Origin of the sequence: Catellatospora paridis (assembly GCF_009720365.1) — a bacterium.
Lineage (GTDB): Bacteria > Actinomycetota > Actinomycetes > Mycobacteriales > Micromonosporaceae > Catellatospora > Catellatospora paridis.
The window spans coordinates 116,415-142,708 of record NZ_ML769317.1; the positions used below are offsets into that span (position 1 = coordinate 116,415).

Sequence of the window (26,294 nt, forward strand, 5' to 3'; positions counted from 1 at the left end):
CCAGCCCTACCTCGGGAGGAAACCACCATGCCGACCCAAGCCATCGACACCGCCCTGCTCCAGACCACCGAGTTCCTCGACCACGACTCCGACGTCGTGCGTGACTTCGTCGCCCGGGCCCTGCCCGGCGGCGGTGAGGACCTGACCCCGACCGAGAAGGCCGTCGCGCTCTACTACGCCGTGCGCGACGGCATCCACTACGAGGTGTACGGCGCAGACCTGTCCCGCCACGGCCTGCAGGCCAGCGCCACGATCACCCGCGGCACCGGCTTCTGCGTGCACAAGTCCATCGTGTACGCCGCCGCGGTGCGCTCGGTCGGCGTGCCCAGCCGCATCTACTACGGCGACGTGCGCAACCACCTCGCCTCGCCCCGCCTGGAGGAGCTGATGGGCGGCAACATCTTCACCTTCCACAGCCTGACCACCGTGCACCTCGACGGGCGCTGGGTGCGCGCCACCCCGGTCTTCAACAAACTGCTCTGCCACCTCTACAAGATCAAGCCGCTGGAGTTCGACGGGCGCACCGACTCGATGTACCACCCGTACGACGAGGACGGCCGCCGGCACATGGAGTTCCTGCACGAGCACGGCGAATTCGACGACGTGCCCTACGACATGGTCGTCGGCGGCATCCGCGCCGCCCACCCCAAGCTGTTCGCCGGCGAGCACACCACCGCCCGCGGCTCCCTGATCGCCGACGCCGCCGCCCCGGGAGGTGGGTGGTGAACCCGCTGAAGAACAGCACGGCGCCGCCGGGGCGCGCACCGAACCGCCGGGAGCACGCCGACCTGGAACTGGTCGTACCCGCGTTCAACGAGGCCGCCCGGCTGCCCGCGACACTCGCCGCGGTGACCGGCTTCCTGTCGGCAAAGCCCTGGCACGCCCGCGTCGTCGTCGTCGACAACGGCAGCACCGACGACACCGCCACCATCGTCGACGCCTGCGGCTGGGACGTGGAGGTCGTCGTCGTCGGCTGCTCCCGGCCCGGCAAGGGCGCGGCAGTGCGCCGCGGCATCGCCGGCAGCACCGCCCGATTCGTCGGCTTCATCGACGCCGACCTGTCCACCCCGGTGCCGACCCTCAACCGGGCCATCGCCGAACTCGAAGCCGGCGCCACCGCCGCGATCGCGTCCCGGCACGCCCCCGGCGCCGAACTGACCCACCCGCAACCACTGCTACGGCGGCTCGGCGGGTCGGTGTTCCGCCACCTGGCCCGCCGCCTCGTGCCCGGCATCCACGACACCCAGTGCGGCTTCAAGATCTTCGACCGGGTAGCGGTCCAGCAGGCGCTGCACCGCTGCCAGGTCAACGGATTCGCCTTCGACGTGGAACTGCTACGCCAGCTGCGCCGCGCCGGCGGCCGCATCGCCGAGATCCCCGTCACCTGGACCGACGACGAGCGCTCGACGTTCCGCCCGCTGCGCGACGGGCGGGCCGCATTCGCCGACCTGCTGCGCCTCTACCGGGCCGACCGGCTCGGCACCAGCCAGGCAGGTGCCCGATGAGCACCCCACGCCCGACCCCGCGAACCCGGCGGGTGCTCGTGCTCAGCCGGTACGACATCGGACACCCGCACGCCGGCGACATCGAGCACTACCTGCACGAGATCACCCGGCGCTGGGCCGCCGACGGCTGCGAGGTGACCTGGTCGACGACACGGTCGCCGGGCATGAGCGCCGAGCAGACCATCGCCGGCGTACGGATCCTGCGCTCGCTCAGCCCGCTGGGCGCCCTCACCCGCCTGGTCGGCGAAGGCGCCCGGTTCGACGCCATCCTCGACGGCGGCGACCACGGCGCAGTGATACCGCTGGTCACCGGCCAATCCGTACCGGTGGTGCCGGTGGTGCACCGGATCCGCCCACGCCCCGCCGGCCGCCTGCGCCGGCTGCTCACCGGCCCCGTGTCCCGCTGGAACCGCCCGGACCAGGCCGTGGTCGTGCTGTCCCCGTCGGCACGGCACGACCTGCGCCACCGGCACCGCTTCGGCGGCCCGATCTTCGTCGTCCCGCCCGGTGCACCGCCACCGCCCGCGAGCTCCGGCGTGGACCCAGGCCGGGCCCCGGCGCCGATGATCGTCGTCGACGTGGACCTGGTCGCCGAGCAGCGCATCGACCTGCTGCTCAAAGCCGTGCCGCAGGTCGCCGCGGCGGTGCCGGGCCTGCGCGTCGAGATACTCGGCGACGGCCCGCAACTCGCCGCGCTGCGCGACCTGGCCGCGACATCACCGACGGCAGCGTCGGTGACCCTGCACGGCCGGGTCACCGACGGCGAAAGGGACGCCTGGCTGCGCCGCGCCTGGCTGACCGTGTCCACCGCCACCGGCGCAGCCTGCGGCTGCCCACTGCTGGCCGCCGCCGCATACGGCGTACCCGGCGTGGCGCTGCAGGCACCCGGCACCCGGGACTTCCTGCGGGCCGGGCGGACCGGACACCTCGTCGACTCCCTGGAGGACCTGCCTGCCGCACTGATCGAACGGCTGACGGCGCTGGCCGACCCCGCAAACGTCCGGCGGGCCGCGCAAGCATGCCGGACCTGGGCCGACTGCTTCACCTGGCAGCGCAGCGCCGCGCTGCTGGCCGGGGTCGTCGAACACCAGATCCGCGCGCACCACTCCGGCGCGGCCCGCCGCCGCTCGGCCCGCTCCGACATCGCCACCCTGGTGCGGCTGCCCGCGGGCGCGCACGTGCCGGCCGGCGCACTGCGCCCGACCGACGAGGTGGCCACCACCGACGGGCAGGTCAACGTGATGCTCAACGGCTGCGACGAGCTCGACGCGCTCGGCGTGCTGGCACGCCTGGGCGTCACCGGCGCCGGGCACCGCCTGGCCGGGCACGACGACCTGCTCATCGGACCGCATCCGCTGCCCCCACTACTGGCCGGGCCACCCGCCCGGCGTACCCGACCCCGACCGCCTAACCGGGAACAGGCGCCGGCCGCACCGTCGCTGCTGCGCGACCCGAGCCCGATCCCCGCCAACCGCCGTCCACTCACCTTCAAGAGAGGCTGACCATGTACACCACAGAAACCCCGTCCACCCGCCCGAGCCGCCGGCTCGTCATCGGCACCGCGATCGCGGTGGTCCTCAGCGCCATCGTGCTGGCGCTGATCGCCGAGGCCGTGTTCACCCACGACGCCTACTGGGTCCAGCGCTGGACCGTCGACCTCAAGGTCTACCTGGCCAGCGGCCTGGCCGTGCGCGACGGCACCTCCCTGTACGACGTCGTGATCCAGTCACCGCTGTACGGCCCGATGCCGTACCTGTACCCGCCGCTGACCGCGATCCTGTTCTTCGTCCCGCTGTCGTTCCTGCCCATCGGCACGGCGAGCTTCGTGTGGAACGCGGTCTCGCTGGTCGCGCTCGGCGCGGTGGCGTGGATGTCGCTGCGCATCGCCGGAGTCCGCGACCCGCGGGTGCACGCCGTGCTGACCGTCGTCGTGCTCGCCCTGGCGACCTGGCTGCTGCCGGTGCGGATCCAGCTGATCGCCGGACAGATCAACATGTTCCTGCTGCTGCTGGTGCTGTTCGACTTCCGCGGCAACACCGGCCGCTGGCGGGGCATCGGCATCGGCATCGCCGCCGGCCTGAAGATCACCCCCCTGATCTTCATCGGATACCTGGTCGTCACCCGCCAGTGGCGGGCCGCCGGCACCGCGCTGGGGGCGTTCCTCGCGACGGTCGCGGCCGGGTTCGTGCTGATGCCGGGCGACTCCGCGACCTACTGGGGCGGCCTGGTCCTGCACTCCTCCCGCGCCGGCGGCGTGTTCGACACCCCGAACCAGTCGCTGTCCGGGGCGATGGCCCGCGCGATGTCGGTCGAGCAGTTCGCGAACTGGTGGCTGGTCGTGCTGGCCCTGGTGGCGGTCGCGGGTCTGGCGGTGGCCCGCTACGTGCACCAGCGGGGCTCGGACTTCCTGGGCTTCTCCGCGGCCGCCATCACCGGCCTGCTGGTCTCGCCGGTGAGCTGGGAGCACCACTGGGTGTACGTGATCCCGCTGCTGATCTGGCTGGCCGTCCGGGCGTACCAGAAGCGTTCGGTGGGCCTGGCGGTGACCACGGCGCTGCTGGTCACGGCGTTCACGGTGCGGATCTTCTCGCTGCTCGGCATCCAGGAGTCGCCGCCCGCACCGATGGCGCTGGCAGCCTGGGAGCAGGTGATCGGCGCGATGTTCCCGCTCACCGGTCTGCTGCTGCTCATCGTCGGCCCGTTCTGGGTTCGCCGTAACCTGCCTGCCCCGGCGGTGACGCCGGCGGCGGTGGCCACGGCCGCCCCGGTCCGCGAACCGGCGCAGGCCCTGGCGGGCTGAGCCGTACCGGTGCCGCGGGGGACGCCGTCCTGGCGTCCCCCGCGGCATCCGTGTGCGTGACGTGCGGTGCCGCGGCACCCGGGGCGGTGCCGCGGATCGGCCTGGTCAGGCCGGTGGGGGAGCGGTGCTGCCCCGCACGACCAGCTCGGTGGGCAGCACGACATGCTCGGCCGTGACGACACGTCCGGCGCGGGTGTCCTCGATCGCGGCGTTCAGCGCCTCGGCGGCGACCCGGCCCTTGGCCACGACATCCTGGCGCACGGTGGTCAACGCCGGCCGGATCTGCGTCGCCAACGGACTGTCGTCGAAGCCGACGATCGAAAGCTGCGCCGGGACGCTGATACCGAGCTCCTCGGCGACCTGCAGCGCGCCGTAGGCGACCGCGTCGGAGAAGCACAGGATGGCGGTGGGCCGGTCGGGACGGTCAAGCAGCAGCCGCGCTCCCGCCTTCGCCAGCTCCAACACGGATCCGTCCTGGCGGGCCATCAGCGGCACGATCCCGGCCGCGTCGAGCGCGTCGCGCCAGCCAAGCCGGCGCTGCGTCGAGGCGTGCCCGTCGACCGTGACGTCCTCCGGCCCGATCAGCCCGTGCCTGCCGTGCGCGCCCGACATCAGCAGGCCGATCCTGCGGTGGCCGAGGTCGATCAGGTGCTGGGCGGCGGCGCGGGCCCCGGCACGGTCGTCCACGTTGACCGCGGCGATGCCGTCGACCGGGGTCTGGTCGATGTAGACCAGCGGCAGGCGGCGGCGCGTGAGGTACTGCACGGCCAGTGACGTCGGATCGCAGGAGTACACCAGCGCGCCGTCGATGGCGACGTCGCGCGCGGGAACGACCTCGCCGTCATCGGACGAGGTCAGCAAGGTGAGCGCCAGACCGGTCGGGCCGAGTTGCTCGGCGATCGCGCCGAGGAAGCTGGTGGCGACCGGGTCGGTGAAGGCGAAGCGAAGCGAAGAGGTCAGCACGATCCCGACCGCGCCCGTGGTGCCCTTGGCCAGGGCACGGGCTGTGGGGTCGGGCCCGACGTAGCCGACCTCCGCAGCGGCGGCGAGGATCCGTTCGCGTAGCGAGGCGGAGAGCTGGTCCGGTTTCGAGAACGCGTTCGACACGGTCATCCGGCTCACGCCGACACGGTCGGCGATCGTCTGCAGGGTCACCCGTGCCGCCACGTCACCGCCACTCGCTGAGCCACGTCCGCCGCCCCGGCCGGTGGCGGCTCGTCCGGTTCGGCCGCGGCGCGCCGCCGCGGTGCCGATCGAGGTTTCAGATTAGCAGTTGGTCGGCTCAGGCCGTCTTGATCAAACGGGCGGCCCGGGTGATGCCGCGGGCGAGCCCGTCGCGGACCGCCCGGATGCGGTGGGGCCGCTCCACGTGCGGGACGACCGGAGCGTTGGGGCGGGCGCTGGCGAACTCATACGTGACGTTGTCGACGGCGCTGACGAAGGCGGCTGGCATTTCCACGACGGTCTCCTGACTTCGGAAAACTTATTCTGTACCGATACAGTAAAGGAGCGCGACTGTACCGGTCAAGAGATTTACTGGACCGGTACAGATAAATTCACCGACATGATCGCGGGTTCCGACGCGAGACCACGATCACCGCGAGCACCGGCAGACTCCCGTCGGCATCAGGCTCCAGCGGTCCGGCGACCATAGGATCGGACCGTGGACGGTCTCCCTGATGCGGATCAGCTGACTGACGTGAGCGGCTGGGTGCGGCTGTTCGTCAGCTACAACCAGTACGAGGTGGGCACGGTGCCGGGCGCGTCCGGGGCCCGGATCTACACCCTCGGCGACGGGCTGCTGCACGTCAGCGGGCCGAACCAGGTCGTCGGCTTCTGCGGCGTGCACACCGGCTGGATCGAGGCGCGGGTGCGTGTCCTGCCCGAGCCCCCGGCGCAGGTCGACGGCGGCTGGGACGCGATCAGTGAGGCGACGCTCTGGAGCCCCAGCGGCCGGTTGTCGGTCATCGGCCTGATGGGCGGCACCGCGCCGGAACTCACCGATGTCGCCGTGCCGCGCGGGCTGATCCGGGTGCGGGTGCACGCACGTGACCGCCTGCACGAGGAGCTGCGCAGCGACGACGACCCGCCCGAGCGGCACGAGCTGCACATCTGGGCGGTGTCCGAGGACGTGCCATGGCGCACCGTGCTGGCCGACCCGCAGCGCCGCGGCTGGGAACAGAAACCGGCGAAGGCCGCCGCATGGGCGATGCTGTCACTGGCGCCGCGCCCGTCGCAGCGTCCGAGCATCCTGCCACCGCTGCCATCCGACCCGTACGAGGACGACACCGGCCTGCCACGGGTCGCGGTGGTCCGCTGCCGGCCCACGCCGGTCGAGGCCCCGGTCGGCGTGCTACCGGTCGGCGACCTGGAGGTCCGGCTGAAGAGGATCGACGACGAGACCTTCGACTGGACGTGGGCCACCGCCGACGAACCGATCTTCCCGCAACCGCTCGTCGCGCTGCCCGACGACGAGCCGAGCACCATACGGCTGACCGGCGGCCCGGACGGCTACACGCTGCGGCACGAGGGAGTCCTCGGCCGGCACGCCTTCGCACTCGGCCTGATCTGGGACCACCTGCTCGACGCCCCTGGGGCGTATCCGTGGATCGACACCCTTCGTGAGCAGGCCACCGAGGCACACGCGCAGGTCGAGAAAGCCCGCCGCCGGCAAGCCGAGCGTGACGCCACGCGATGGGGTGGCACGCCACCGTCGGACCGTGTCCGCGCGCTCTCCGGCCAGGCGCAGTCCCTGGCCCGGATCGACCGACCGCTGCTCGACCGCATCGAGGCGCTGCCGGCCCCGCGCCAGCGCGAAACAGCCTGCTGGGCGGCCCGCCGCGCGATGCGGGTGGCCGGGCTGGAACAGATCGGGTGGATCGCCGAAGCGCTCGCCGCCGCCGAGGCCGCCCGCCCACTGCCCGGATCCTTCATCGAGCAGCACGGTGCCGCCGCGTTCAACCGGCTGCTGTCCGATCCCGAGGTGCCGCGTACCACCGTGCCGCTGCGCCGGGACCCGGCAGTGTTCAGCACGAGGGCCGTCACCGAGATACTCCAGCAGGCCGCCGCGTTCCCCGCCCTGACCGCCTTGGCCGGTGACGATCCGCTGGCCGCCGCGATCGACGCCGTCTACAACGCGGCGGTTGCGCACGGAGACGACCGGGATCGCTTCCTCGCTGACGCCCGCGCCACCGTGGGCTGAGCCCGACGCGACCACGAACATCTGCACGCCTCGGCCGCGTCTACGCAGACGGCTACCGTCGTCGACTTGCCGGCCCCCGGGCGGACGCCCCCCACGAACCCATGCGAGCTGGTAGAACTGGTGGCCGTGTCCCAGACAGATGATCACCTTGTGGATGTAGCACCGCCCGTGGAAGCAAACGCGGACCTCACGCCGCCCGTGGCCCGCCGACGCCTGCCGCGGTGGGTGCCGGCCGCGGCTGGGGTGGCGATCATGCTCGTGGGCGCTGGCGGGGCGGTGATCGCCGCACCCGCACTGTTCGCGCCGCAGCACGAGTACGCGGTCTCGGTCTTTCTGAAACTCGATGCCACCGCGGAGCAGAAGGCCGCCGTGGAAGAAGCGTTGTCCGATGTCGACGATGTGGACACGGTGCGGTTCGAGAGCCGTGAGCAAGCCTGGAAGGAATTCCAGGAGATGGCCAAGGACCGCCAGGACCTGCTGGCCGGTGGCTCGGCTTCGCTGCCCGAATCGTTTCGCCTCGACATCGTCGCCGCCGCCTTCGACTGCGAGAGTCTGGACGTGCTGCTGAGCCTGCCCGTGGTCGAGCGGGTCATCGTCGTCCAGCGCCCCGAGGATGACGAACCCGGGGCGAAGATCAACTGCGGGAATCTGCTGCGTTGACCGACGACAGGCAGCGGCGGGCATGGAGATGACGCCGCTGCCTGTGCCGGTACGCAGACCTATAACAGGTTGCCGCAGGCGATGGTCGCCGTGGGCTGGTTCCTGCCGTTCGACCGCTGGAGCACGACGATCGTGTCGGCTCCCGCCATGCTCGTCAGGGGCGTCAGGCGCTCGCAGTCGAACACCACCTCGGCGAAATCGGCGTTGAAGGAATCGGGCAGGTCGTCGACCTTGATTTTCGCGGCCAGCGCCGGGTCAGCCTTGAGCAGCTGCTGAGAGAGCTGCCAGGCCTCCTCCCGGCTTTCGTACTTGACGCCCTCCACCCCGTCGAGGGCGGCCAGCGCGGACTGCAGGGCGGCCTTCTGCCCCGCGTCGATGTCGCGATCCAGGTAGACGGTGACGGTGAACCGGTTCTCCGGCACCAGCCTGCCCGTCAGCGCCATCACGCCGGTGGCCGTGAGCGCTCCGACAAGCAACAGGCCCACCACCGACAGGGACATGATCACGAGGCGTCGGGTCGTCGGCCGGGCGGCGGGGCTCGGCTCGGTCGCGGGCGAGGACTCCACCGGCAGCTGATCAAGAGGTTCTGGCACGGAGACAATTTCTACCAGCACTCACCGGCTCGTAGGGGGCGCGTCCGACCGGCGACTGTCGTCTCATCACCGGTGTCCTCGTGGTCCGGGTGATCTGCACTGATGCGGTCGTGTCCGGCCGCAACCGCGGATCGGGCGAAGCGCGCCGACACGGCATCGCCGTACGAGCAGCGGTCAGACCCAGCCGCGGCGCCCGGCGGCGAGCCCCGCCTGGAAACGGCTGCGCGCGTCGAGCCGCTCCATCAGGTCGGCGGCCATGCGGCGTACCGTCCGTAGCGAGACGCCCAGCTTGCGGGCGGCCATCTCGTCGGTGTGCCCCTCGGCCAGCATCGACAGCAGCTGCTTGTCCTGCGGGGCCAGGCCGTCGGCGTCGACCGGTGCGGGTTCGCCGAAGGGCACCGCGCCGGCCCAGATCTGCTCGAAGAGGGCGTAGACCGCGGCCACCATCCCAGGGCTGCGCACCTCGACGGCGCCGAGCCGGCTGTTGTGCGGGTCGAGCGGCAGCAGCGCGACCTCGCGGTCGTACACGATGGCCAGCATCGGGATGGTGGAGGCCGTCCGCAACGTGGCACCCAGGCCGGTCAGCCAGCGTGCGTGGGCCACCAGCGCCGGATCGTTGCGGTAGCTCTCCTGATAGATCGCGCGCAGGCCCACGCCGCGCGCCAGCATCGCCTGGTTCAGCGGTGTGCTGGCCGACTTCGCGTCCGGGGTCTGCGTGCTGCGCGGGTTGAGGGACACGCACTCGCGGCGTACGTTGCAGCTGAGCTGCTCGATGCGGGCCCGTACCGCGTCGATGCCCTCCAGGCGCGTGGACAGCTCCCGCTGCGCCTGCCGCTCCTGTTCATGCGCGATCGCGGCGATCGCATCGCGGGTCGCGGAGATCTGCTGCTGGCGTTCCAGCACCTCACGCTCGGCCTCGGCGAGCAGTGCGGTCAGCCCGACCGAGGGACCGACCGCTTTCAGCGAACCGGATTCGTCGTTCGTGAGCAGGGACAGGTCGGCGAGCTGGTCCAGCGCCTGCCGGATCTGTTTCTCGGTGGCGCCGAGCTGCATCGCGAGCTGCTGCACGCTGGCGGTGTGATCGGCCAGCATTGCCCGATACACCGACTCCGTGAGATTGCCTATGCCAAGCCATGCAAGCACCGACTGCCCCCCTCGTGGCATGGACCGAGTATCGACAATGATCACCGATCCGGCAACCCTGCGAGGGGCATGCTGTCCGGTATCCACCAGATCGACAGCGAAGACCGTCCGCCTGTTAAGACAGGCGTTTGAGCGGGGCTCATGCGGGGTAGGCGTTCGCGTTGATCGATGGCTCCTAATAGGTGTGCCGGTGGATAGGGGTCACGGATAGGGCTTCGGCGGCGGTGGCGATCTCGGCCGGGCGGAGCAAGCTGAACACGGTGCAGCGGTTGCTGCTCGTGCGTCAGTGCTGATGAACCCGACGGGCGCGACCCTTCGACACTCCGATTTCGACACTCGGACGATCACCTGGAGGCCGCGCCCGTCTCCATGCCGCCATGATCGCGAGCGGCTGGCCCCAGCCGTCCACGACGGTCGTGTCGACACCCGTGTCCTGGGGCTCGGACGATCAGGTGGTGGCACCAAGGAGCCATGCATTTTGGTGCCAATTGCTTTCTATTCACTTCGCCCGTGCGCCGCTCCACACTTGTTTCAGCGGGGCCGGAGAGGCGCCCCGAAGACCGCGGAAACGGGGAGCAGACATGAAGTGGACAGCTCGGATTCTCATTGTTGCGGCGCTCTTCGCGGTGTTCGGAATGGCTCTCGCACAGCCGGGCGGTGCGGTCACTGCCACTGCCTCCGACACCGTTACACCGGGAGGTAACGAATGGGGGTGACATGCATCTTGTAAGGGTGACGCTGGACAATGCCGGCCCTGCTCGCAAGCAGCTCAGTCAGGCCGTGGCAACGGATCTGATCTGGGCATACGCCGAAGAACGCGATGCCGTCGAACACGTACGGGTGCGGATCGGCACGGGTGAGATGACCGTAGTGCTTTTCATTCGCTCCGCCGACGAGAAGGTCGCCCAAGACCAGGCGGTCGAGATCGTGAATAGAGCGATCAGGGCGCCCGCCCTCGACGGCTGGCGCATCAGGTAATCACGCGACACGAAACGAAGTCGGCGCCTTCCGGGCGTCGTCGCCATGGCTTGCGCCCAATTGTCAATTGCGAAGGAATCGAAGACTCACTACTGGGGACTTGGGCCGCCTCCGGCATGCCGGAGGCGGCCCGCCAGTTAACGCTGCCGTCACTCAATGGACTTCTAGCCAGTTCTTACCGAAGGGAAGACAGTGACCATCCGGGTACTCATATGTGACGAACTGCCAGTTATCGGGGACGGTCTCAGAACTCTGCTCGACGCGGTCCCGGGCATCGACGTGATCGGCACGACCGACAACGGCATGGAGGCCATCGTCCTCGTGCGCACCACACGGCCCGATGTCGTGGTCACCGACCTGAACCTCCGCACGATCTCCGGCCTGGAGATGATCCGCAGACTCGCCAAAGAGGACACACCGCCCAACATCGTGGTGTTCACCGAATCCGACGCCGACAAGACGGTCAGCGATGTACTGCACGCCGGCGTGAGCTGCCTGCTCGGCAAGGACGCCAGACCGCAGGAGCTCATCACCGCGATCCAGGCGGCAGCCGCCGGGCAGACCGTGCTCGCGCCGAGCGTCGCGCAGCGCCTGGTCACGTGGTTCCGTACGCAGCCGCACCGCGAGGAGGCCGTGTACCCGGGAGCCGACGAGCTGACCACGCGGGAACGGGAGGTGGTCCGGATGGTGGCGCGGGGCATGTCCACCGAGGAGGTGGCCCGCGAGCTGTACATCGGCGAGGCCACCGTCCGTACCCACGTCTACCGGGTGCGCACCAAGCTCGGCGTCCGCGACCGCGCCGAGCTGGTGTCTCTGGCCTACCGGGCCGGGCTCATCCAGTCCGACGGTCCGCTTTTCGGCGACGAGCGCATCCTGTCACCGGTGGCAGCGCGTACGAGGTGAGCCGTTACACCCCTGTCGTCGCCGCAGCCGGGAGCTCCATGCCGGCGGCGGCGCGCCGGGCTGTGCGAAGGCAGTCGGCGCCGACGATCCGCCACAGGGCAGCGGGGTCGCCGTATCGCGCGGACTCGGCCGCGGCCAGCCGGAAGTAGCGGTGCAGACCGAGTTCGGCCGTCATGGCACGCACCCCGCAGCTCTGCATGCTCACCCGCACCACGTCGCGCGCCGTTTCCGCGGCCAGCGCCAGCGCCATGATCGGCTCGGTGCCGACCGTGTCCGGCTCGTTGTCGACCATCCAGGCGCCCTGATACACCGCCGCGCTGGTCGCGCGCAACGCCACCATGGCCCGCGCCAGCGGGAACGAGACCGCGGGCAGGTCACGCAGCCTGGCACCAAACTGCCGCCGGAAGCCGGTGTACTCCACCGCGATCCGGTGCGCACCGTCGGCGATGCCGAGCAGGTAGCCGGCCTGCCGCAGCCGGGCCCGGGCCAGCGGACCGGCGAGCGCCTGGTCGAGTTCTCCGACCACGTCTGTCGGCGTGACCGGCGTGGCCTCGAACCGGACGACCGGTGGCCAGCAACCGGCCTGCACACTGACCCCGGCGGCGTCGCGGGGCACCGCGACCAGGACCGGCCCTGCGAAGCCGGTGGTGACCGGCACCAGCAGCAGCGCGGGATCGGGATCGTCGACCGTGACCGTGCCGGTCAGCTCCCAGCCTGTCGCACCCGGTGTCGCGGTGACACCGTGTCCCGCCGGGAGGGCCTCCAGCCCGGCCAGCGCGACCCCGCCTGCCGGACAGCCGACATCGGCCGCCATCGCATCACCGCGGTAGGAGTTGCCGCAGGCCGCGCGGCCGAGCTCCTCACTGACGAGCACGCCCGCCGTCAGGCCGAGCTCGAGTCCGCCGACGAACGCGGGCCGCTCGAAGTCGGCGACGCCCAGTTCGTCGAGCACGGTGCGGGTGGGTCCGCAGCCTCCGTCGGCGACCGGCGCGCCGTGCACGCCCGGCTGTACCGGAACTGCGGCCAGCGCCGTACGCAACGCCTTGCGCACCTGGACGAACAGCGGATCGGGGGTGAGGTCCATGTCAGTGCTCCTGGTGTTCAAGGGAGTCGAACGCGGCGGCCATGATCTGCAGCATCACCTCGGACGTTCCCGCCGACAGGGTCAGCCCGGGCGCCTCCCGGTAGGCGGAGTTCAGGATCCGGGCTGACCTGGTGCGGTCGGCCCGCTGCTCGGGGCTGGGGATGTCGACCGCCCACGCCGCGATGCTCTGGGCGAGTTCGCTGCTGTGGTACTTGGCGACGGCGGCCGCGACCGGGTCGATGCGGTCGGCCTGGATTCCGGTGAGCACTTCCCACGCCAGGGCGTGGTCGGCTGCGAGCGCACCTTTCCAGCGCCCGATCTGTTCGACGTAATCGACGTGCGTGGAGCCGGGCTCCCGGTCGATCAGCGACTCCAGCGCGGCCTGCAGCCAGTGCTCGGCTTTGAGGAAGTAGTCCAGGCCGGTGCGTTCGATGGTCAGCGCCTCGTTGAGCAGCGGCCACCCTTCGTCGCGCGGTCCGAGCAGGTTCTCGCCCGGCACCCGGACCGCGTCGAGCTCGATCTGGTGGAAGTGCTCGTCGCCGATGCCGGGTATCACCGACACGCGCACACCGGGAGCGCGCAGGTCGACCAGGAACAGGCTGATGCCCTGGTACTTGCCGGCATCGGGTGAGGTGCGGGCCGCGCACAGTCCGAGGTCGACGAACCGTGTCTTGAGACTGAACACCTTCGTGCCGCTGATCCGGTAGCCGTCGCCGTCGGGTGCTGCGACGGTCTGCAGCGCGCCGAGGTCCGATCCTGCGTCGGGTTCGGTGTAGAGCACCGAGGCGAAACTCTCGCCGCGTGCCAGCGCGGGCAGGTGCCTGCGTTTCTGCTCCGCGTCGCCGGCCATCAGCAGGAACTGACCGACGATCTGGATGGTGTTGACGTGCAGGGTGTCCGGCACGCCCGCCCGCACCAGTTCCTCGGCGACGATCGCGGCATCGGTGAGAGGGCGTCCCTGCCCGCCGTACTCGACCGGCCAGTGCACGGCGAGCAGTCCCAGCTCGCCGAGCAGGCGGTAGAGCGGGCGGGCGTCCGGCTCGACACCGTCCGCGCCGGTGGCCTGCGCCGCCGCGCTACGCACCGGCTCGGAGCGCAACGTCTTTCGCACGTCCGCCCGGAAACGCTGTTGATCCTCGGTGAATCCGAACCGCATGGAGGTCTCCTCAAGAGGCGAGCGCATCTTCGATCGCCGCGACGACCCGGCTCAGCGCCGGTTCCGTGAACAGGGTGTAGTGGTCGCCGGGCACGTTCTCGGCTCGGAACCGGCCGGTGCAGACGCTGTGCCACGTGTGCTCCAGGGCGGTGGCCGACGAGGCGGCCAGCACCGTGACCGGCCCGCCGTACGGGCCCTGGGGCCGGTAGGCCTGCATCGACAGGGCACAGGCCCGGAAGGTCTCGTAGCGGGAGGTCAGCTCCTGCCCGCTCAACTCCAGTTCGACGCCGAGTCCTTGCAGCGTCTGCCTGACGTCGGCCCGGCCTGCGACCGGGTCGTCGAGCACCGCGCGTGCTGCCGGGCCGTCACGCCCGGCGAGCCTGGCGACGTCGTGCACGAAGCGCTGCCGGGTCGTCGGCTCGTCGAGCGGGCCGGGGTCCTCGTCGTAGTCGGCGTCCAGCAGCACCAGCGGCGGCCGTCGTCCGGTCAGCGCTTCGAGCTGCCTGGCGACCTCGAAGGCGAGCACGCCGCCGTAGGACCATCCGGCCAGGCAGAACGATTCCGGCAGGACGCCGGCGACCAGCGTCGCCACGATCCGGGCGGCGGTGCCCACCATGGCGTCCTGCGGATCGACGACGGTGTCGGCCGGATCGGCGGCGAAACCGACCACGCTGACGTCGTCGCGCAGCGCCCTGATCACCGGCACGTAGCAGAACAGTTCACCGCCCGACGGGTGCAGCAGGATCACCTGCGCCGGGCCTGCCGCGCGCATCACCACCGGCGCCCGGCCGTCGTCCTTCGCGGCCGCCCGGACAAGCGCCTGGCCGGACAAGCTCTGCAGCGCGTCGAACGGATCCTCGTCGGCACGCTGGGTGGCGCGTACGGTGTCGATGGTCGCGGCCAGGTGCGCGACGGTGGGGGAGACGAAGAAGTCGCCGAGGGTGATCTCCACCCGGAATCTGCGGTTGATCGCCGACATCAGCTGAACGGCCTGCAGGCTGTTGCCCCCGGCCAGGAAGAAGTCGTCGTGCACGCCGAGCCGGCTGTTGCGCAGCAGCGGGGTGAGCACGTCGTGCAGGAGCACCTTCTCGGTCGCCGTACGCGCCTCGTCGGCCGGCCCGGCACCGGTGTCGGCCAGGTCGGGGGCGGGCAGCCGGCGCGCGTCGACCTTGCCGCTGCTGTTGAGCGGCAGCTCGTCCAGGACCACGAAATAGGACGGGATCATGTACGAGGGCAGGAGCGTGCGCAGATGCTCACGCACCGCCGACACCTGCTCCTGCGCAACGCCGGTCACATAGCCGACCAGGTGCTTGTCACCGGCGTCGTCGGCCCAGGCCCGGACGCTGACAGGCCCGATGCCGTCGAATCGGGTCAACGCCGATTCCACCTCACCCAGCTCGATCCGCAGGCCGCGGATCTTGACCTGCTGGTCGAGCCGGCCGAGGAAGACCAGCCGCCCGTCCGGCAGCCGCTTCACGAGGTCCCCGGTCCGGTACAGGCGGCCGCCGGCGGCGGTGCCGAACGGGTCGGCGATGAACTTCTCCGCGGTCAGCTCGTCGCGGTTGAAGTAGCCGCGCGCCAGGCCGGCCCCGCCGATCACCAGTTCGCCCGCCACCCCGATCGGCACCTGGCGCAGGTCGCGGTCCAGCACGTGCGCCACATGGTTGACCATGGGCAGGCCGATTGGCGGCGAGGTGTCCCAGGTGCCCGAGCACTCTTCCACGATCATCGTCACCGTGCACTCGGTCGGCCCGTAGCCGTTGAACAGCCGCCGGCCCGGGTTCCACCGGTTGACCAGCTCACCGCTGAACGCCTCACCGCCGACGAACGCGATCCGCAGCTCGGCGAACCTCTCCGGCGCCAGCAGCGGCATCACGGTCGGCGGCAGGTCGATGACCGTGATACCGGCCCGCTCCATCAGCGACTGGAGCCGGTCGATCGACAGGCGCTCGTCCTCGGTCGCCAGGTACAGCCGGGCCCCGGTCAGCAGCGCGGAGAACGTCTCGAACACGGACACGTCGAAGGTCGCCGACGCGAAGCCGAGCACCCGGTCGGCGGGCGTCAGGTCGAACAGTTCCCGCGTGTTGTCGGTGAAGGCGACCACGCCGCGGTGCTCGAGCAGCACCCCCTTCGGCTTGCCGGTGCTGCCGGAGGTGTAGATGACGTAGGCGACGTCACCGGGCTGCGCCGCGAGCGGCGGATTGTGGCCGGGCATGGCGGCCAGTTCCTCGCGGACGTCGTCGAGTGTCACGACGGGCACGGCGACCTCGCTAACGGCGTTGCCGGCCTCGATGTGCGCGATCACCGTGCACAGGCCCGCGTCGGCGGCGATCTCCGCGACCCGGGCCGGCGGACTCGTCGTGTCGAGTGGCACGTAGGCGGCACCGGTCTTGAGGACGGCGAGGATCGCGGTCGTCAGGTCCAGGTTCCTGCGCAGGCACAGCCCGACCCTCGCGCCCGGTGCGACGCCGCGCTCGCGCAGCAGCGCGGCGAGCCGGTTCGCGCGGGCGTTGAGCTCGGCGTAGCTGGTCTCGACGCCGGCGACGACGACCGCCACGCTGTCCGGAGACTCCTGGGCGCGGGCCTCGAACTGTTCCACGATGGTGGTCTCGCGGATCGGGCGCGTCGGCCCCAGGGCGACCTCGGCGAGAAACTGCACGTCCGCGGCGCTCAGCATCGGCGCTGCCGACAGCGCGGCGTCCGGGGCGGCGGTCAGGTTCCGCAGCAGTCCGTCGTAGTGGCGGGCGAACCTGGCGATGCTGTCGACGTCGAACAGGTCGGTGTTGAACGCGATGTCCAGCGGTGCGTCGTCGCCGGGCGCGGCCTGCTCCGTCAGCTGCCAGCTCATGTCGAACCGGCAGGCGCCGGATGCGACCGCTTCTCGGGACGTGACGATGCCGGGCATGCCGGTCGGGGTGCCCGCGTCGTGGACGTCGAACACGATCTGGAAGATCGGCGAGCGGGCCGGATCGTGTGCCGGGTCGACCGCGTCGACCAGCTTGCCGAACGGCAGGCCGCTGTGCGCCGACGCCTCGCCCGACACGCGCGCGACCCGGCGGATCAGCTCACGGAAGGTCGGATCGCGGGAGACGTCGACGCGCAGCGCCCTCATGTCGGTGAACTGCCCGACGACCGCAGACAGCGACTCGTGCCGGCGGCTCGACTCCGGCGAGCCGATGACCAGGTCATCGATCCCGCAGTAGCGGTGCAGCAGGACGAAGAACGCGGCGAGCAGGACGTCGTGCGGGCTCACGCCCTCCTCCCGGGCCAGTTTCCGCGCCTGGTCCAGTCCGTCGTGCGCGAGCGTGAAACCGGCCTGCGCACCAGTGCTGGTCGGGGTGTCACCACGCGGACGGTCGGTCGGGAACTCGAGCACCTCGACGCCCGCCAGGGTGCTGCGCCAGTACGCGGTCTGCTCGTCCAGGTCGCGGCTGTCGAGCCGGTCGCGCTGCCACAGCGTGTAGTCCGGGTACTGCACCACGGGATCGGGCAGCCGCGGGGCGTCGCCGGCGACCGAGGAGCGGTAGAACTCGGCGATGTCGCGGGCCAGTACAAGTTGCGACCGGGTGTCGCACACCAGGCTCGGCACGTTGAGCAGGAACAGGTGGTCGTCCGGCGCCACCTCGATCAGCGCCGCACGCCAGGTCGGTGTCCTGCTCAGGTCGAACGGTGTCCGGGCCAGCTGCTCGGCCAGCGCCCGCGCAGCGGTCAGCCGCCGGTCGCGGTCCTCGCCTTCCACCTCGATCAGCGGCAGCTCGACCGGGACCTCGGCGGCGACCACCTGCATGAGGTCGTCGGCACGCCGCACGATCGCCGTGCGCAGCGCGTCGTGCCTGGCCACGACCGCGGCCAGGGCCGAGCGCAGCGCGTCGACGTCGAGGTCTCCCCGCAGGCGCAGGCACAGCGGCTCGCCGGGAAGGGAGCCGTCCGGGGCCTGGCGGTCGAGGAACCGCAGGGTCTGCTGCTGTTGTGACAGCGGCACCGGGCCGGTGTCCCGGCGCGGTGCCGGACCCCGCCTGGCCGCGGCTTCCGCCTGTTGTCTGAGGCGGGCGAGGAACTGCGTGCGGCGCGGCGCGGGCAGCGCGGCCAGGCGCTGGCTCAGCTCGGTCACCTGCCGACTCCCTTCGGGTGGCCCGAGCGGACGGGCAGGTCCGCCAGCTCTGCGATGGCGATCGTCAGCACGTCTATGCCGCGCTTGTAGTCCGACAGCATGATGTGCTCGTCGTCGGAGTGGTCGAGGGTGCTGTCACCGGGCCCGTAGGTGGCCATCGGGATGTCCCAGACCTCGGCGAGGGTGTTCATGTCGGAGGTGGCCGTCTTCACCACCAGGCGAGGCTGCGCGTGCAGCCGCCGGATGCCGGACGTCACCGCGCGGACCACCGGGTCGGCTCGGCCCACCCGGCAGGCGGCCACCGAGTTCAGCACTTCGAGATGGCCGGACGGCAGCCGGTCGCGCAGCGCACCTACCAGCGCCTCGACGTCGAACCCCGGCGGGATGCGCACGCTCATCTCCACCGTCGCGGTGGTCAGGTCGGCGTTGAGCTGGCTGAGAGTGGCGCCCGGCTGGTCGAACACGCCATGGCCGGCGTCCGGGCCGAGCAGTTCGACCAGCGCGCCCCAGCAGGCGACGGCCAGTTCGGACGCCTTCGGGGTCGGGTTGCTCGGATGCGTGGCCGCACACCTGACGGTGTAGCGCAGGTCGAGCTTGCCCTTGTAGCCGAGCACCACGCTCGACCACCCGCTCGGTTCGCCGATGATCAGCGCATCCGGCCGGTCGTGGGTGGCCCGGATCGCCATCGCGCCGCGCGAGCGCGGGGTCTCCTCCTCGACGACACCGATCACCACGAGCCTGCCGCGGAAGTCCACCGCGCCGGCCGCGGCGCAGATCATCGCCGCGAGCGGTCCCTTCGCATCCACCGCACCGCGGCCGTAGAGCCGGCCGTCCATGGGGCGGACCGGGAGCACGCCCGAGACGGTGTCCATGTGTCCCAGCAGCATCACCGTCGGGCCGTCACCGCGTTCGATGACACCGATGACGTTGCCGACCTCGTCGATGTGCGCCCGGAAACCCAGGTCCGTCATCGCATCGACCAGATAGTCGGCCAGATCGCCTTCGTGATAGGAAGCGGAGGGAATCTCCAGCATGTTGCGCAGAAGCCCGATGGCGTACGTCTCGGTGACGCTGCCGGAGGACGTGAACCGCCAGTTCATCTCCGTGCCCGTTCCATGAGAAAGTCGACGATGTGGTCCGCGACGTCCACTTTCGCGGCGAGCGCGGCTTGGAAACCGGTGAACTCGACCCGGTGGTTGACCTCCAGCACCAGCAGCCGGCCATCGCGGTCCTCGATCAGGTCGACACCTGCGATGTCCGCGCCGACGGCAGCGGCCGCGTCGACCGCATACTTGTTGATCTCCGGGGTCACCTCGCACGGCCGGGTCTGCCCGCCGAGCGCCACATTGGTGCGCACGGCCTCACCGGTCCGGTAGACGGCGCCCAGCACCTGTCCACCGACCACGATGACCCGGATGTCGCGGTCGGGTTTGTCGATCAGCTCCTGCACGTACCCGACGTGCGACTGCGGGCTGGGCAGCGCGGCGACGTACTCCAGCACGCCCTGAGCGGCGGTGCGATCGGGCAGATGCGCCACCAGGCGACCCCAGGAACCGACCAGCGGCTTGATCACCGCCGGGTAGCCGATGGAGTCCAGCGCGTCCAGCGTGGCCTGCGGGGTGAGGCCCAGTGCGGTGCGCGGGGTCGGGATCCCGGCCGCTTCCAGGGCCAGGGTGGTGAGCCATTTGTCGCCGCACACCTCGGTGGCCTCGGCGCTGTTGAGCACCTCTACCTTCGCCGCGGCCAGGCAGCGGGCCGCGTACGCCGCCCGGACCTGGCCGATCTCCCGGTTCAGTGCGAGATCCCAGGGCAGGGCCCGCTGCCCCGCCGGGAACCACTGCCGGCGTGTGTCGACGTGTTCGAAGAGCACACCGCGCCGGTCGAAGGCGTCGAACAGTCGCTTCTCATCTGCGCCGACCCTGCTGGCGAGCACCGCAATCCTGCCCTCGCCTGGCCGCTGTGGTGTCGCTGACACGCGAACTCCGTTCTATAGCCACTGTCTGACCGGCGGCATCACCGCTGTCATGCGTAGGAGGCGAAACTACGACGTCCCGACCGGCCTGTGCGTCCTCGGCAAATTCATTTAGACGGACGCATCGCGCTTACTTCTCGCCGATGCGGTCACCAGTTCTGATTACCCCGAGTCGGCGACCGCCGTGCCACCCTGGACGGGATTCGAATGGCTTCCGCAATGGTTCTCCTCACGCCGAGGAGAAGGAGGAGATCGTGGGAAACTCGCAGGAGCAGATACCGGTGCTCGCGCTATGGAGCGCGCCTCGTTCGCGGTCCACCGCATTCGCGCGGATGATGGCCGAACGAGGCGACCGCACCGTCGTGCACGAGCCGTTCTCCCTGGTCGTCGACTTCGGAGAGGTGAAGGTCGGCGACCGGGTCGCGCACACCGAGCAGGACGTGCTCGCGGCACTGCGCGCCACCGCGGCGGAAAAGCCGGTGTTCTTCAAGGACACCACGGACTTCCACTACCCGGCTCTGCTCGCCGACGAGGGCTTCCTCGCGGCCGCGACACACACGTTCATCATCCGGCACCCGGCCGAGGCCATCGCCTCGCACCACAAGCTCAACCCGAACCTGGGCCGTGACGAGATCGGCTTCGCCTGGCTGTACGAGATATTCGCGGCCGTGCAGGCCGCCACCGGCACCACGCCTGTCGTGGTCGACTCCGACGACCTGCTCGACCGGCCGGCCGAAACCGTGCGCGCGTACTGCTCGGCGGTGGGCATCCCGTTCCTTCCGGATGCGCTGAGCTGGGAGCCGGGCATGCGGCCGGAATGGCAGGGGACCAGCAGATGGCATGCGTCCACCAGCCAGACCGCCGGCTTCAGGCGCAACACCGGTGACGGAGCCGCAGCGGTGGCCGCAGACCCGGTGCTGCGGGCCTATCTCGACTACCACCTGCCCTATTACGAGAAGCTGCGCGCCGCCGCGATCCGGCCGTGAGCCGCCGGACATTCTGTCGGCGATATGGGTGGCCAATTTAAACATGGCGCTGACGAAAAGAAGTTTTCGCCGGGCTAAGTTGAAAATGTAGGACGGATTACAGAAGAGGTGTTTCACGTGACGGGCATTGCGATGTCCTCCGTCAAAGCAGGGCTGTGCGATCCGGTCGACATATCTGGCCATCGCAACAACACGGCCATCTCTGCGGCGACCGAGACCAAAGCAGGGGCGTTCAATGTATGGGGGAACTCGTTCGCGGCTGAATATCTGCCCGCGGGCGGGAGTCTCGTACACGTGGACGGTGTTCCCTTCGAGTTTCCCCCGGTCTGTGACGGGCCGGACAACATTCGCGCGGCCGGACAGTTCATCGGCGTCACGCCGGGCCGCTACGACTGGATCCACGTCCTGGCCGCGTCCGAGCGACGCTGCGAGGACACCATCGAGCTGAGCTTCGCCGACGGTTCGGTCGACGCCGAGCCGCTGCGGATCTCGGACTTCTGGGCGGCGCCGGCGTGGTTCGGCGAGGTCAAGGCGTTCGAGAGCCTGGTCATGCACTACCCGCACCACGTTCAGCGAGGCGTTCCCGCGATGATGTGGGCGCAGCGGGTGCCCGTCACCCGGCGTGCCGAGCTGACCGGCATCCTCATGCCCCGCAACGTCGCGTTGCACGTGTTCGCGGTCACCCTCCAGCGTCACGGACAGCTGGCATGACCGCCGGCGTGACGGCACGGACCTACATGATCGTGGGGGCGGAGCCCGAGTGGTGGTACCGCGACCTCGTCAGCTGCCTGCAGGCCACGTTCGGCACGGTGCTGGCACGGGCGGGCGTCGATCCGCTGTCCGTGCTCGGAGCCGGCTGGCGGTTCCTGCACCTGCCGGGCGATGTCAGGTCCGAAGAGTTCTACTACCCGTGCCCTGCCGACGAGTCCGGACAGATCGACCTCGGCTCCGCCCTGGCGCCGCACCACCAGCTGCACTCGCGCTGGTGGCAGCCCGCCGACGAGAACGACGTCTGGCGCGAGGTCCGCGAGACTCTGGCCGACAACCGGCTGGTCATCGCTGCCGTGGACAACTTCCACCTGCCGTTCCGGCCCGCGTACGGCGATGTGCACGCCGCACATCTCGTCGTGGTCTACGGCCTGGACGAGACCCGCGGGGTGGTGTACGTCTCGGACGCGATGCCGCCCGCGTTCCGCGGAGCCGTCCCGATCGAGGAGTTCCTGCGCAGCTGGGGCTCGGCGAATCCGAGCGACGTCCAGGACGCGTTCTTCAGCGACTCGCAGATCGGCAGGCGCTGCCTCGACGTCCGCCTGGACGCCCCGCCCGCCCCGCTGACCCCCGAACTGCTCGGCAGCTACCTGCGCACCGACGTCGAGGCCTTCACCACGGCGACCTCCACCCGCACCGGACTGGCCGGATTCGACGCGTTCGCCGCGGAGCTCGTGGAGCGCTGCCGGGCCGGCGACGCCGATGCACTACGCGAGCTGTACCCGTTCGGCTGGGGCATGCAGGCGCAGGCCTCACTGCACGGTGAGCTGCTGCGCAGATGCGGCCGGCAGTGGAACGACCCGGCACTGGCCGGAGCCGGGCGGGCGGTGGAGGCCGTCGCGCACGCGTGGACCGGGCTGCGGTTCACCGGTGCCCACGGGCTCGAAGACCCCCGTGCCGCTGCAGCCGACATCGCGCACCACGCCACGGTGCTGCGCGGCAAGTACGCGCGCGCTGTCGACGCCGTCGGCACGACGGCAGCGCGCCTGTGACCCTCGCCGTTCGACCACCGTGATCTTGTGAAAGGGAGACTGATGAGCAAGCTGGCAGCATTCGGCGGTACGGCAGTCGTGCCGAGGGAGATGCGCCGTGTGGAGTGGCCGCGCGTCGAGGACGACGACCGCAAGGCCGTCATGGACGCGCTCGACGGCGCGCTGGTGTCCGACACGGATGGGGTGAACCCCGTCGCCGTGCTGGAGAACAGCTGGGCTGATCATTTCGGCTTCGAACACTGCGTCGCGGTGTCCAACGGCACCGCGGCCCTGTCCCTGGCGCTGGCAGCCCTCGGCATCGGACCGGGCGACGAGGTGATCGTGCCCGCGCTCAGCTTCATCGCCACCGGGCTCGCCCCGGTGCATCAGATGGCCGTACCCGTGTTCGCCGACATCGACCCGGTCACCTTCAACATCGACCCCGACGACATCGAGCGCCGCATCACCGACAAGACCGCGGCGATCATCCCCGTGCACCTGCACGGGGCCCCCGCCGACATGGACCGGATCACCGCGATCGCGGCCCGGCACGGCATCCCGGTCATCGAGGACGCGGCACAGGCCCCCGGGGCGACCCACCGCGGCCGGCCGGTCGGCGGCATCGGCGCCGCGGGCGCGTTCAGCCTGCAGGTCAGCAAGAACATCCCGACCTGTGGCGAAGGCGGCCTGCTGGTGACCGGCGACGCGGAGCTCGCTAAGGCCATGCGCCGCGGCAGGCAGTTCGGCGAGGTCATCGAGAGCGGCCGCGACCGCGACTACATCTCCTACGGCCTGGGCTGGAACCACAAGATGAACGGCCTGCAGGCCGCATTCACCACCACGCAGCTCGCCCGGTTCGACGACTACGAGCGCGCACGCCAACACAACGTCACCACGTTCCTCGCCCGGCTGGCGAAACTGCCCGGCCTGCAGGTGCCTACCGCGCTGCCGGATACCACCCATGTGTGGCACATCCTGCGCTTCCGGTTCGATCCCGCCGCGTTCGGCCTGGACGGGGTGCGCCCCGAAGCCCTGCGCTCGACCCTGCGACGGCTGCTGCGCGCCGAGGGCGTGCCGATGTCGCAGTACCAGCTCATGCCGCTGCCCGACCAGAAGGTGTTCGTCGACCGGCTCGGCTTCGGCTCGGGCTACCCCTGGTCGGTGACCGGTGCGTCCGGAACGGTCGCCGGCGAGGACTATCCGGTGACCCGGGCGGTCATCGCCGACTCCCTGACCATCCAGAAGCGCCACCTGAACCCGGGGGCGGGCGAGCTGCTCAACCTGTACGCCGACGCCTTCGAAAAGGTGTGGGCCAACAGCGACATGGTCGCGACGCTGGCGAAGGCGGCGTCATGACCATCACCCAGCTCCTGGAGCGCGACACGCTCAACGACGTCGCCGCCCGCATCCGCTCACACGTCGTCGACATGTGCGCAGGCCCCGAAGGCGGCCACCTGGGCGGTGCGCTGTCCTGCGTCGACGTGCTCACCGCACTGTACTTCTCGGTGCTCAACGTGGACACGCACTGGCCGGACGACCCGGACCGCGACCGCTTCCTGCTCAGCAAGGGCCATGCCGCAGTCGCCCTCTACGCGACACTGGCCGAGCGGGGCTTCTTCCCGGTCGACGAACTCGCCGGATTCGGGCGGGCCGGTAGCAGGCTGATGGGCCATCCGGTGCGCGCGGTGCCCGGGGTGGAGCTGCCGACCGGGTCGCTCGGCCATGGTCTGGCACTGGGCTGCGGGTTCGCGCTGGCCAACCGTTATGCCGGACGCGCCTCCCGCACTTTCGTGCTGCTGGGCGACGGCGAACTGCAGGAAGGCTCCGTGTGGGAGGCGGCCATCGCGGCCGCGTCGCAGCGCCTGGACCGGCTGGTCGCCGTGGTGGACCGCAACGGACTGCAGCTGACCGGCCCCACCGATGCCATCGCGCCGATGGAACCGCTGGCCGAGCGCTGGCGCAGCTTCGGCTGGGCGGTGCGCGAGGTCGACGGGCACGACCCGGAGCTGCTGGCCGACCTGCTCGACGCCGCTCCGTGGGAGCCGGGCAAGCCCAGCGTGCTGATCGCCCGTACGGTCAAGGGCCAAGGGCTGCCCTTCCTGGCCGGCCGCGCTTCCAGCCACTATGTGACGCTGTCGCCGCGCAACCACGCGCGGGCGATCAGCGCCTTGCGGGACGCGGAGTCCCTCAGATGAGCCGCGCGACCCGGGAGGCGTACCGCGACAGCGTGCTCGTACTGCTGGGACGGCACCCCGAGCTGATGTGCCTGGACTCCGACACCGGCCTGTTCAGCGCCGATCACGCGGCAGCGGCCGGTGACCAGTACCTCAACCTCGGCATCGCCGAGCAGAACCTGATGGGCGTGGCCGCCGGGATGGCGGCGTGCGGGCGGGTCCCGTTCGTCAACACGATGGCCGCGTTCGCCGCGTCCCGGGCACTGGAAGCGATCAAGATCGACATCGCCTACAACCGGCTCCCGGTCCGCATCATGGCCACCCACGGCGGCCTGGCCGCGGGCCACCTCGGTCCGACACACCAGGCACTGGAAGACCTCGCCGTCATGCGGGTACTGCCCGGGATGACCGTCGTGGTGCCCGCCGACGCCGCCGCCACGGAGGCGATCGTCGAGCAGAGCGTGACCCTGCCCGGACCGCTCTACGTCCGGCTCGGCCGCAAACCGACCCCGCCGATTCCCGCGGCCCCGCCACCGGTCATCGGAAAGGCGCAGACGCTGCGAACCGGCGGCGACGTGGTGCTCGTGGGCTGCGGCCCCTACCCGGTGCTCGCCTGCGTCGCCGCGGCGCAAGTCCTCGCCGAACAGGGCATCGAGGCGACCGTGCTGAACATGCACACGCTGCGACCGTTCGACGCCGAGACGCTCATCGCCGCAGCACGCCCGGCCACACTCGTGGTCACCATCGAAGAACACTGGCGCGCCGGCGGCCTCGGCGGCGCGGTCGCCGAAGCACTCGCGGAGGCGGCCCCCACCCGGGTGCTGCGGCTGGGCGTACCCGACAAATTCGTCGACGAGGTGGGCAACCAGGAACACCTCGTCGCGCATTACGACCTCACCGCCGAACGGGTCGTGAGGGCGGTCCGCACCGCCCTCGACACGACGGCCCGATCCGGCAAGACCGATTGGAAGGAACACCACTCATGACAACGATGACCGTGCAGGCCTGCCCCGAGTGCGAGGGGCCGGTGAACGTCGCCGATTCGGTGCGGCTCAGCGAGATTCTGGAATGCGGGGACTGCCGCAGCGAACTGGAGATCGTGGCGCTCAACCCCACGGTCCTCGCCCTCGCACCGGAGATCGAGGAGGACTGGGGCGAGTAACCGCTCGCAGCAGCCACCTGACCTGCCTGCCCTGCGCCTGCTACCGCCGGCCCAGTGGCAGGGCGAGGAGGACGCCCGGTGGGAAACCGTCGACGATCTCGACGGATCCACCGGGCGCCCAACCCG

At 70.6% G+C, this 26,294-nt stretch carries 24 protein-coding genes; 15 read left to right on the forward strand and 9 right to left on the reverse strand.

All coding sequences use genetic code 11. The features are described from left to right. The first annotated feature begins 27 nt into the window (after positions 1-27). The 4 genes from F9C41_RS18475 to F9C41_RS18490 are packed head-to-tail and all read left to right on the forward strand — an operon-like array spanning position 28 to position 4,305. On the forward strand, positions 28-726 hold the full coding sequence (locus F9C41_RS18475) for a transglutaminase-like domain-containing protein (RefSeq protein ID WP_155388072.1): 699 nt from the start codon (positions 28-30) through the stop codon (positions 724-726). Then, positions 723-1,505, forward strand: coding sequence for a glycosyltransferase (locus F9C41_RS18480; protein WP_230689729.1), 783 nt, complete (start codon positions 723-725; stop codon positions 1,503-1,505). The genes F9C41_RS18475 and F9C41_RS18480 overlap by 4 nt, the downstream gene beginning before the upstream one ends. Continuing rightward, positions 1,502-3,007 carry a glycosyltransferase family 4 protein gene (locus F9C41_RS18485; protein ID WP_155388073.1) on the forward strand — a complete coding sequence of 502 codons (1,506 nt, stop codon included), beginning with the start codon at positions 1,502-1,504 and terminating at the stop codon, positions 3,005-3,007. Before F9C41_RS18480 ends, F9C41_RS18485 begins: the two co-directional genes overlap by 4 nt. 2 nt (positions 3,008-3,009) lie before the next feature. Then, the gene (locus tag F9C41_RS18490; protein ID WP_155388074.1) at positions 3,010-4,305 is read left to right on the forward strand and encodes a glycosyltransferase 87 family protein; all 1,296 of its coding nucleotides are present in this window, start codon (positions 3,010-3,012) and stop codon (positions 4,303-4,305) included. A 105-nt stretch (positions 4,306-4,410) separates the two neighbouring features. On the opposite strand, the gene F9C41_RS18495 is transcribed toward F9C41_RS18490, so the two are convergent. Together F9C41_RS18495 and F9C41_RS18500 are read right to left on the reverse strand one after the other, a co-directional pair. Continuing rightward, positions 4,411-5,460: a LacI family DNA-binding transcriptional regulator gene (locus tag F9C41_RS18495; protein WP_230689730.1), complete on the reverse strand. Its 1,050-nt coding sequence runs from the start codon at positions 5,458-5,460 to the stop codon at positions 4,411-4,413. Positions 5,461-5,587: 127 nt separating this feature from the next. Further along, entirely contained in the window at positions 5,588-5,764 is a 177-nt protein-coding gene (locus F9C41_RS18500) for a hypothetical protein (protein WP_155388076.1), read from the reverse strand. Between the two features lie 204 nt (positions 5,765-5,968). Here F9C41_RS18500 and F9C41_RS18505 point away from each other — a divergent pair, with 204 nt between their 5' ends. Both F9C41_RS18505 and F9C41_RS18510 read left to right on the forward strand, forming a co-directional pair. Beyond that, a complete protein-coding gene (locus F9C41_RS18505; protein WP_155388077.1) occupies positions 5,969-7,507 on the forward strand; it encodes a hypothetical protein in 1,539 nt (512 codons plus the stop codon). Between the two features lie 168 nt (positions 7,508-7,675). Beyond that, positions 7,676-8,167 carry a permease-like cell division protein FtsX gene (locus tag F9C41_RS18510; protein WP_155388078.1) on the forward strand — a complete coding sequence of 164 codons (492 nt, stop codon included), beginning with the start codon at positions 7,676-7,678 and terminating at the stop codon, positions 8,165-8,167. A gap of 59 nt (positions 8,168-8,226) precedes the next feature. Here the strand turns inward: F9C41_RS18510 and F9C41_RS18515 are convergent, their stop codons facing one another. Beyond that, entirely contained in the window at positions 8,227-8,667 is a 441-nt protein-coding gene (locus tag F9C41_RS18515) for a permease-like cell division protein FtsX (RefSeq protein ID WP_230689765.1), read from the reverse strand. Positions 8,668-8,934: 267 nt separating this feature from the next. Continuing rightward, positions 8,935-9,852, reverse strand: coding sequence for a helix-turn-helix domain-containing protein (locus tag F9C41_RS18520; RefSeq protein WP_230689731.1), 918 nt, complete (start codon positions 9,850-9,852; stop codon positions 8,935-8,937). A 783-nt stretch (positions 9,853-10,635) separates the two neighbouring features. Between F9C41_RS18520 and F9C41_RS18525 the strand changes: the two genes are divergently transcribed. Both F9C41_RS18525 and F9C41_RS18530 read left to right on the forward strand, forming a co-directional pair. Then, a complete protein-coding gene (locus F9C41_RS18525; RefSeq protein ID WP_155388081.1) occupies positions 10,636-10,881 on the forward strand; it encodes a hypothetical protein in 246 nt (81 codons plus the stop codon). 192 nt (positions 10,882-11,073) lie between these two features. Continuing rightward, entirely contained in the window at positions 11,074-11,784 is a 711-nt protein-coding gene (locus F9C41_RS18530; protein ID WP_230689732.1) for a response regulator, read from the forward strand. Positions 11,785-11,788: 4 nt separating this feature from the next. On the opposite strand, the gene F9C41_RS18535 is transcribed toward F9C41_RS18530, so the two are convergent. From F9C41_RS18535 to F9C41_RS18555, 5 genes are read right to left on the reverse strand one after another with little or no spacing between them, the layout of a single operon-like run. After that, the gene (locus tag F9C41_RS18535; protein ID WP_155388082.1) at positions 11,789-12,868 is read right to left on the reverse strand and encodes an acyl-CoA dehydrogenase family protein; all 1,080 of its coding nucleotides are present in this window, start codon (positions 12,866-12,868) and stop codon (positions 11,789-11,791) included. A gap of 1 nt (position 12,869) precedes the next feature. Continuing rightward, positions 12,870-14,024: an acyl-CoA dehydrogenase family protein gene (locus F9C41_RS18540; protein ID WP_155388083.1), complete on the reverse strand. Its 1,155-nt coding sequence runs from the start codon at positions 14,022-14,024 to the stop codon at positions 12,870-12,872. A 10-nt stretch (positions 14,025-14,034) separates the two neighbouring features. Then, positions 14,035-18,135, reverse strand: a complete 4,101-nt coding sequence (locus F9C41_RS18545) for a non-ribosomal peptide synthetase (RefSeq protein WP_230689733.1) — start codon at positions 18,133-18,135, stop codon at positions 14,035-14,037. Then, positions 18,132-19,235: a M20/M25/M40 family metallo-hydrolase gene (locus F9C41_RS18550; protein WP_155388084.1), complete on the reverse strand. Its 1,104-nt coding sequence runs from the start codon at positions 19,233-19,235 to the stop codon at positions 18,132-18,134. The genes F9C41_RS18545 and F9C41_RS18550 overlap by 4 nt, the downstream gene beginning before the upstream one ends. After that, on the reverse strand, positions 19,232-20,110 hold the full coding sequence (locus F9C41_RS18555) for a RimK family alpha-L-glutamate ligase (protein ID WP_155388085.1): 879 nt from the start codon (positions 20,108-20,110) through the stop codon (positions 19,232-19,234). Before F9C41_RS18555 ends, F9C41_RS18550 begins: the two co-directional genes overlap by 4 nt. 251 nt (positions 20,111-20,361) lie before the next feature. On the opposite strand from F9C41_RS18555, the gene F9C41_RS18560 reads away from it, so the two are divergent. The 7 genes from F9C41_RS18560 (at position 20,362) to F9C41_RS18590 (ending at position 26,168) form a co-directional block, all read left to right on the forward strand. Next, on the forward strand, positions 20,362-21,093 hold the full coding sequence (locus tag F9C41_RS18560) for a sulfotransferase-like domain-containing protein (protein ID WP_196279833.1): 732 nt from the start codon (positions 20,362-20,364) through the stop codon (positions 21,091-21,093). Between the two features lie 108 nt (positions 21,094-21,201). Continuing rightward, a complete protein-coding gene (locus tag F9C41_RS18565) occupies positions 21,202-21,804 on the forward strand; it encodes a hypothetical protein (protein ID WP_230689734.1) in 603 nt (200 codons plus the stop codon). Continuing rightward, positions 21,801-22,853 (forward strand): BtrH N-terminal domain-containing protein, encoded by a 1,053-nt coding sequence (locus tag F9C41_RS18570; RefSeq protein WP_155388086.1) that lies wholly within the window; start codon positions 21,801-21,803, stop codon positions 22,851-22,853. The genes F9C41_RS18565 and F9C41_RS18570 overlap by 4 nt, the downstream gene beginning before the upstream one ends. A 42-nt stretch (positions 22,854-22,895) precedes the next feature. Beyond that, positions 22,896-24,188: a DegT/DnrJ/EryC1/StrS family aminotransferase gene (locus F9C41_RS18575; RefSeq protein ID WP_155388087.1), complete on the forward strand. Its 1,293-nt coding sequence runs from the start codon at positions 22,896-22,898 to the stop codon at positions 24,186-24,188. After that, positions 24,185-25,027, forward strand: coding sequence for a transketolase (locus F9C41_RS18580; RefSeq protein ID WP_155388088.1), 843 nt, complete (start codon positions 24,185-24,187; stop codon positions 25,025-25,027). The genes F9C41_RS18575 and F9C41_RS18580 overlap by 4 nt, the downstream gene beginning before the upstream one ends. Continuing rightward, a complete protein-coding gene (locus F9C41_RS18585) occupies positions 25,024-25,992 on the forward strand; it encodes a transketolase family protein (RefSeq protein WP_155388089.1) in 969 nt (322 codons plus the stop codon). The genes F9C41_RS18580 and F9C41_RS18585 overlap by 4 nt, the downstream gene beginning before the upstream one ends. Further along, complete coding sequence (locus tag F9C41_RS18590; RefSeq protein WP_120319601.1) at positions 25,989-26,168, forward strand: lysine biosynthesis protein LysW; 180 nt, start codon at positions 25,989-25,991, stop codon at positions 26,166-26,168. The genes F9C41_RS18585 and F9C41_RS18590 overlap by 4 nt, the downstream gene beginning before the upstream one ends. Positions 26,169-26,294 lie beyond the last annotated feature (126 nt).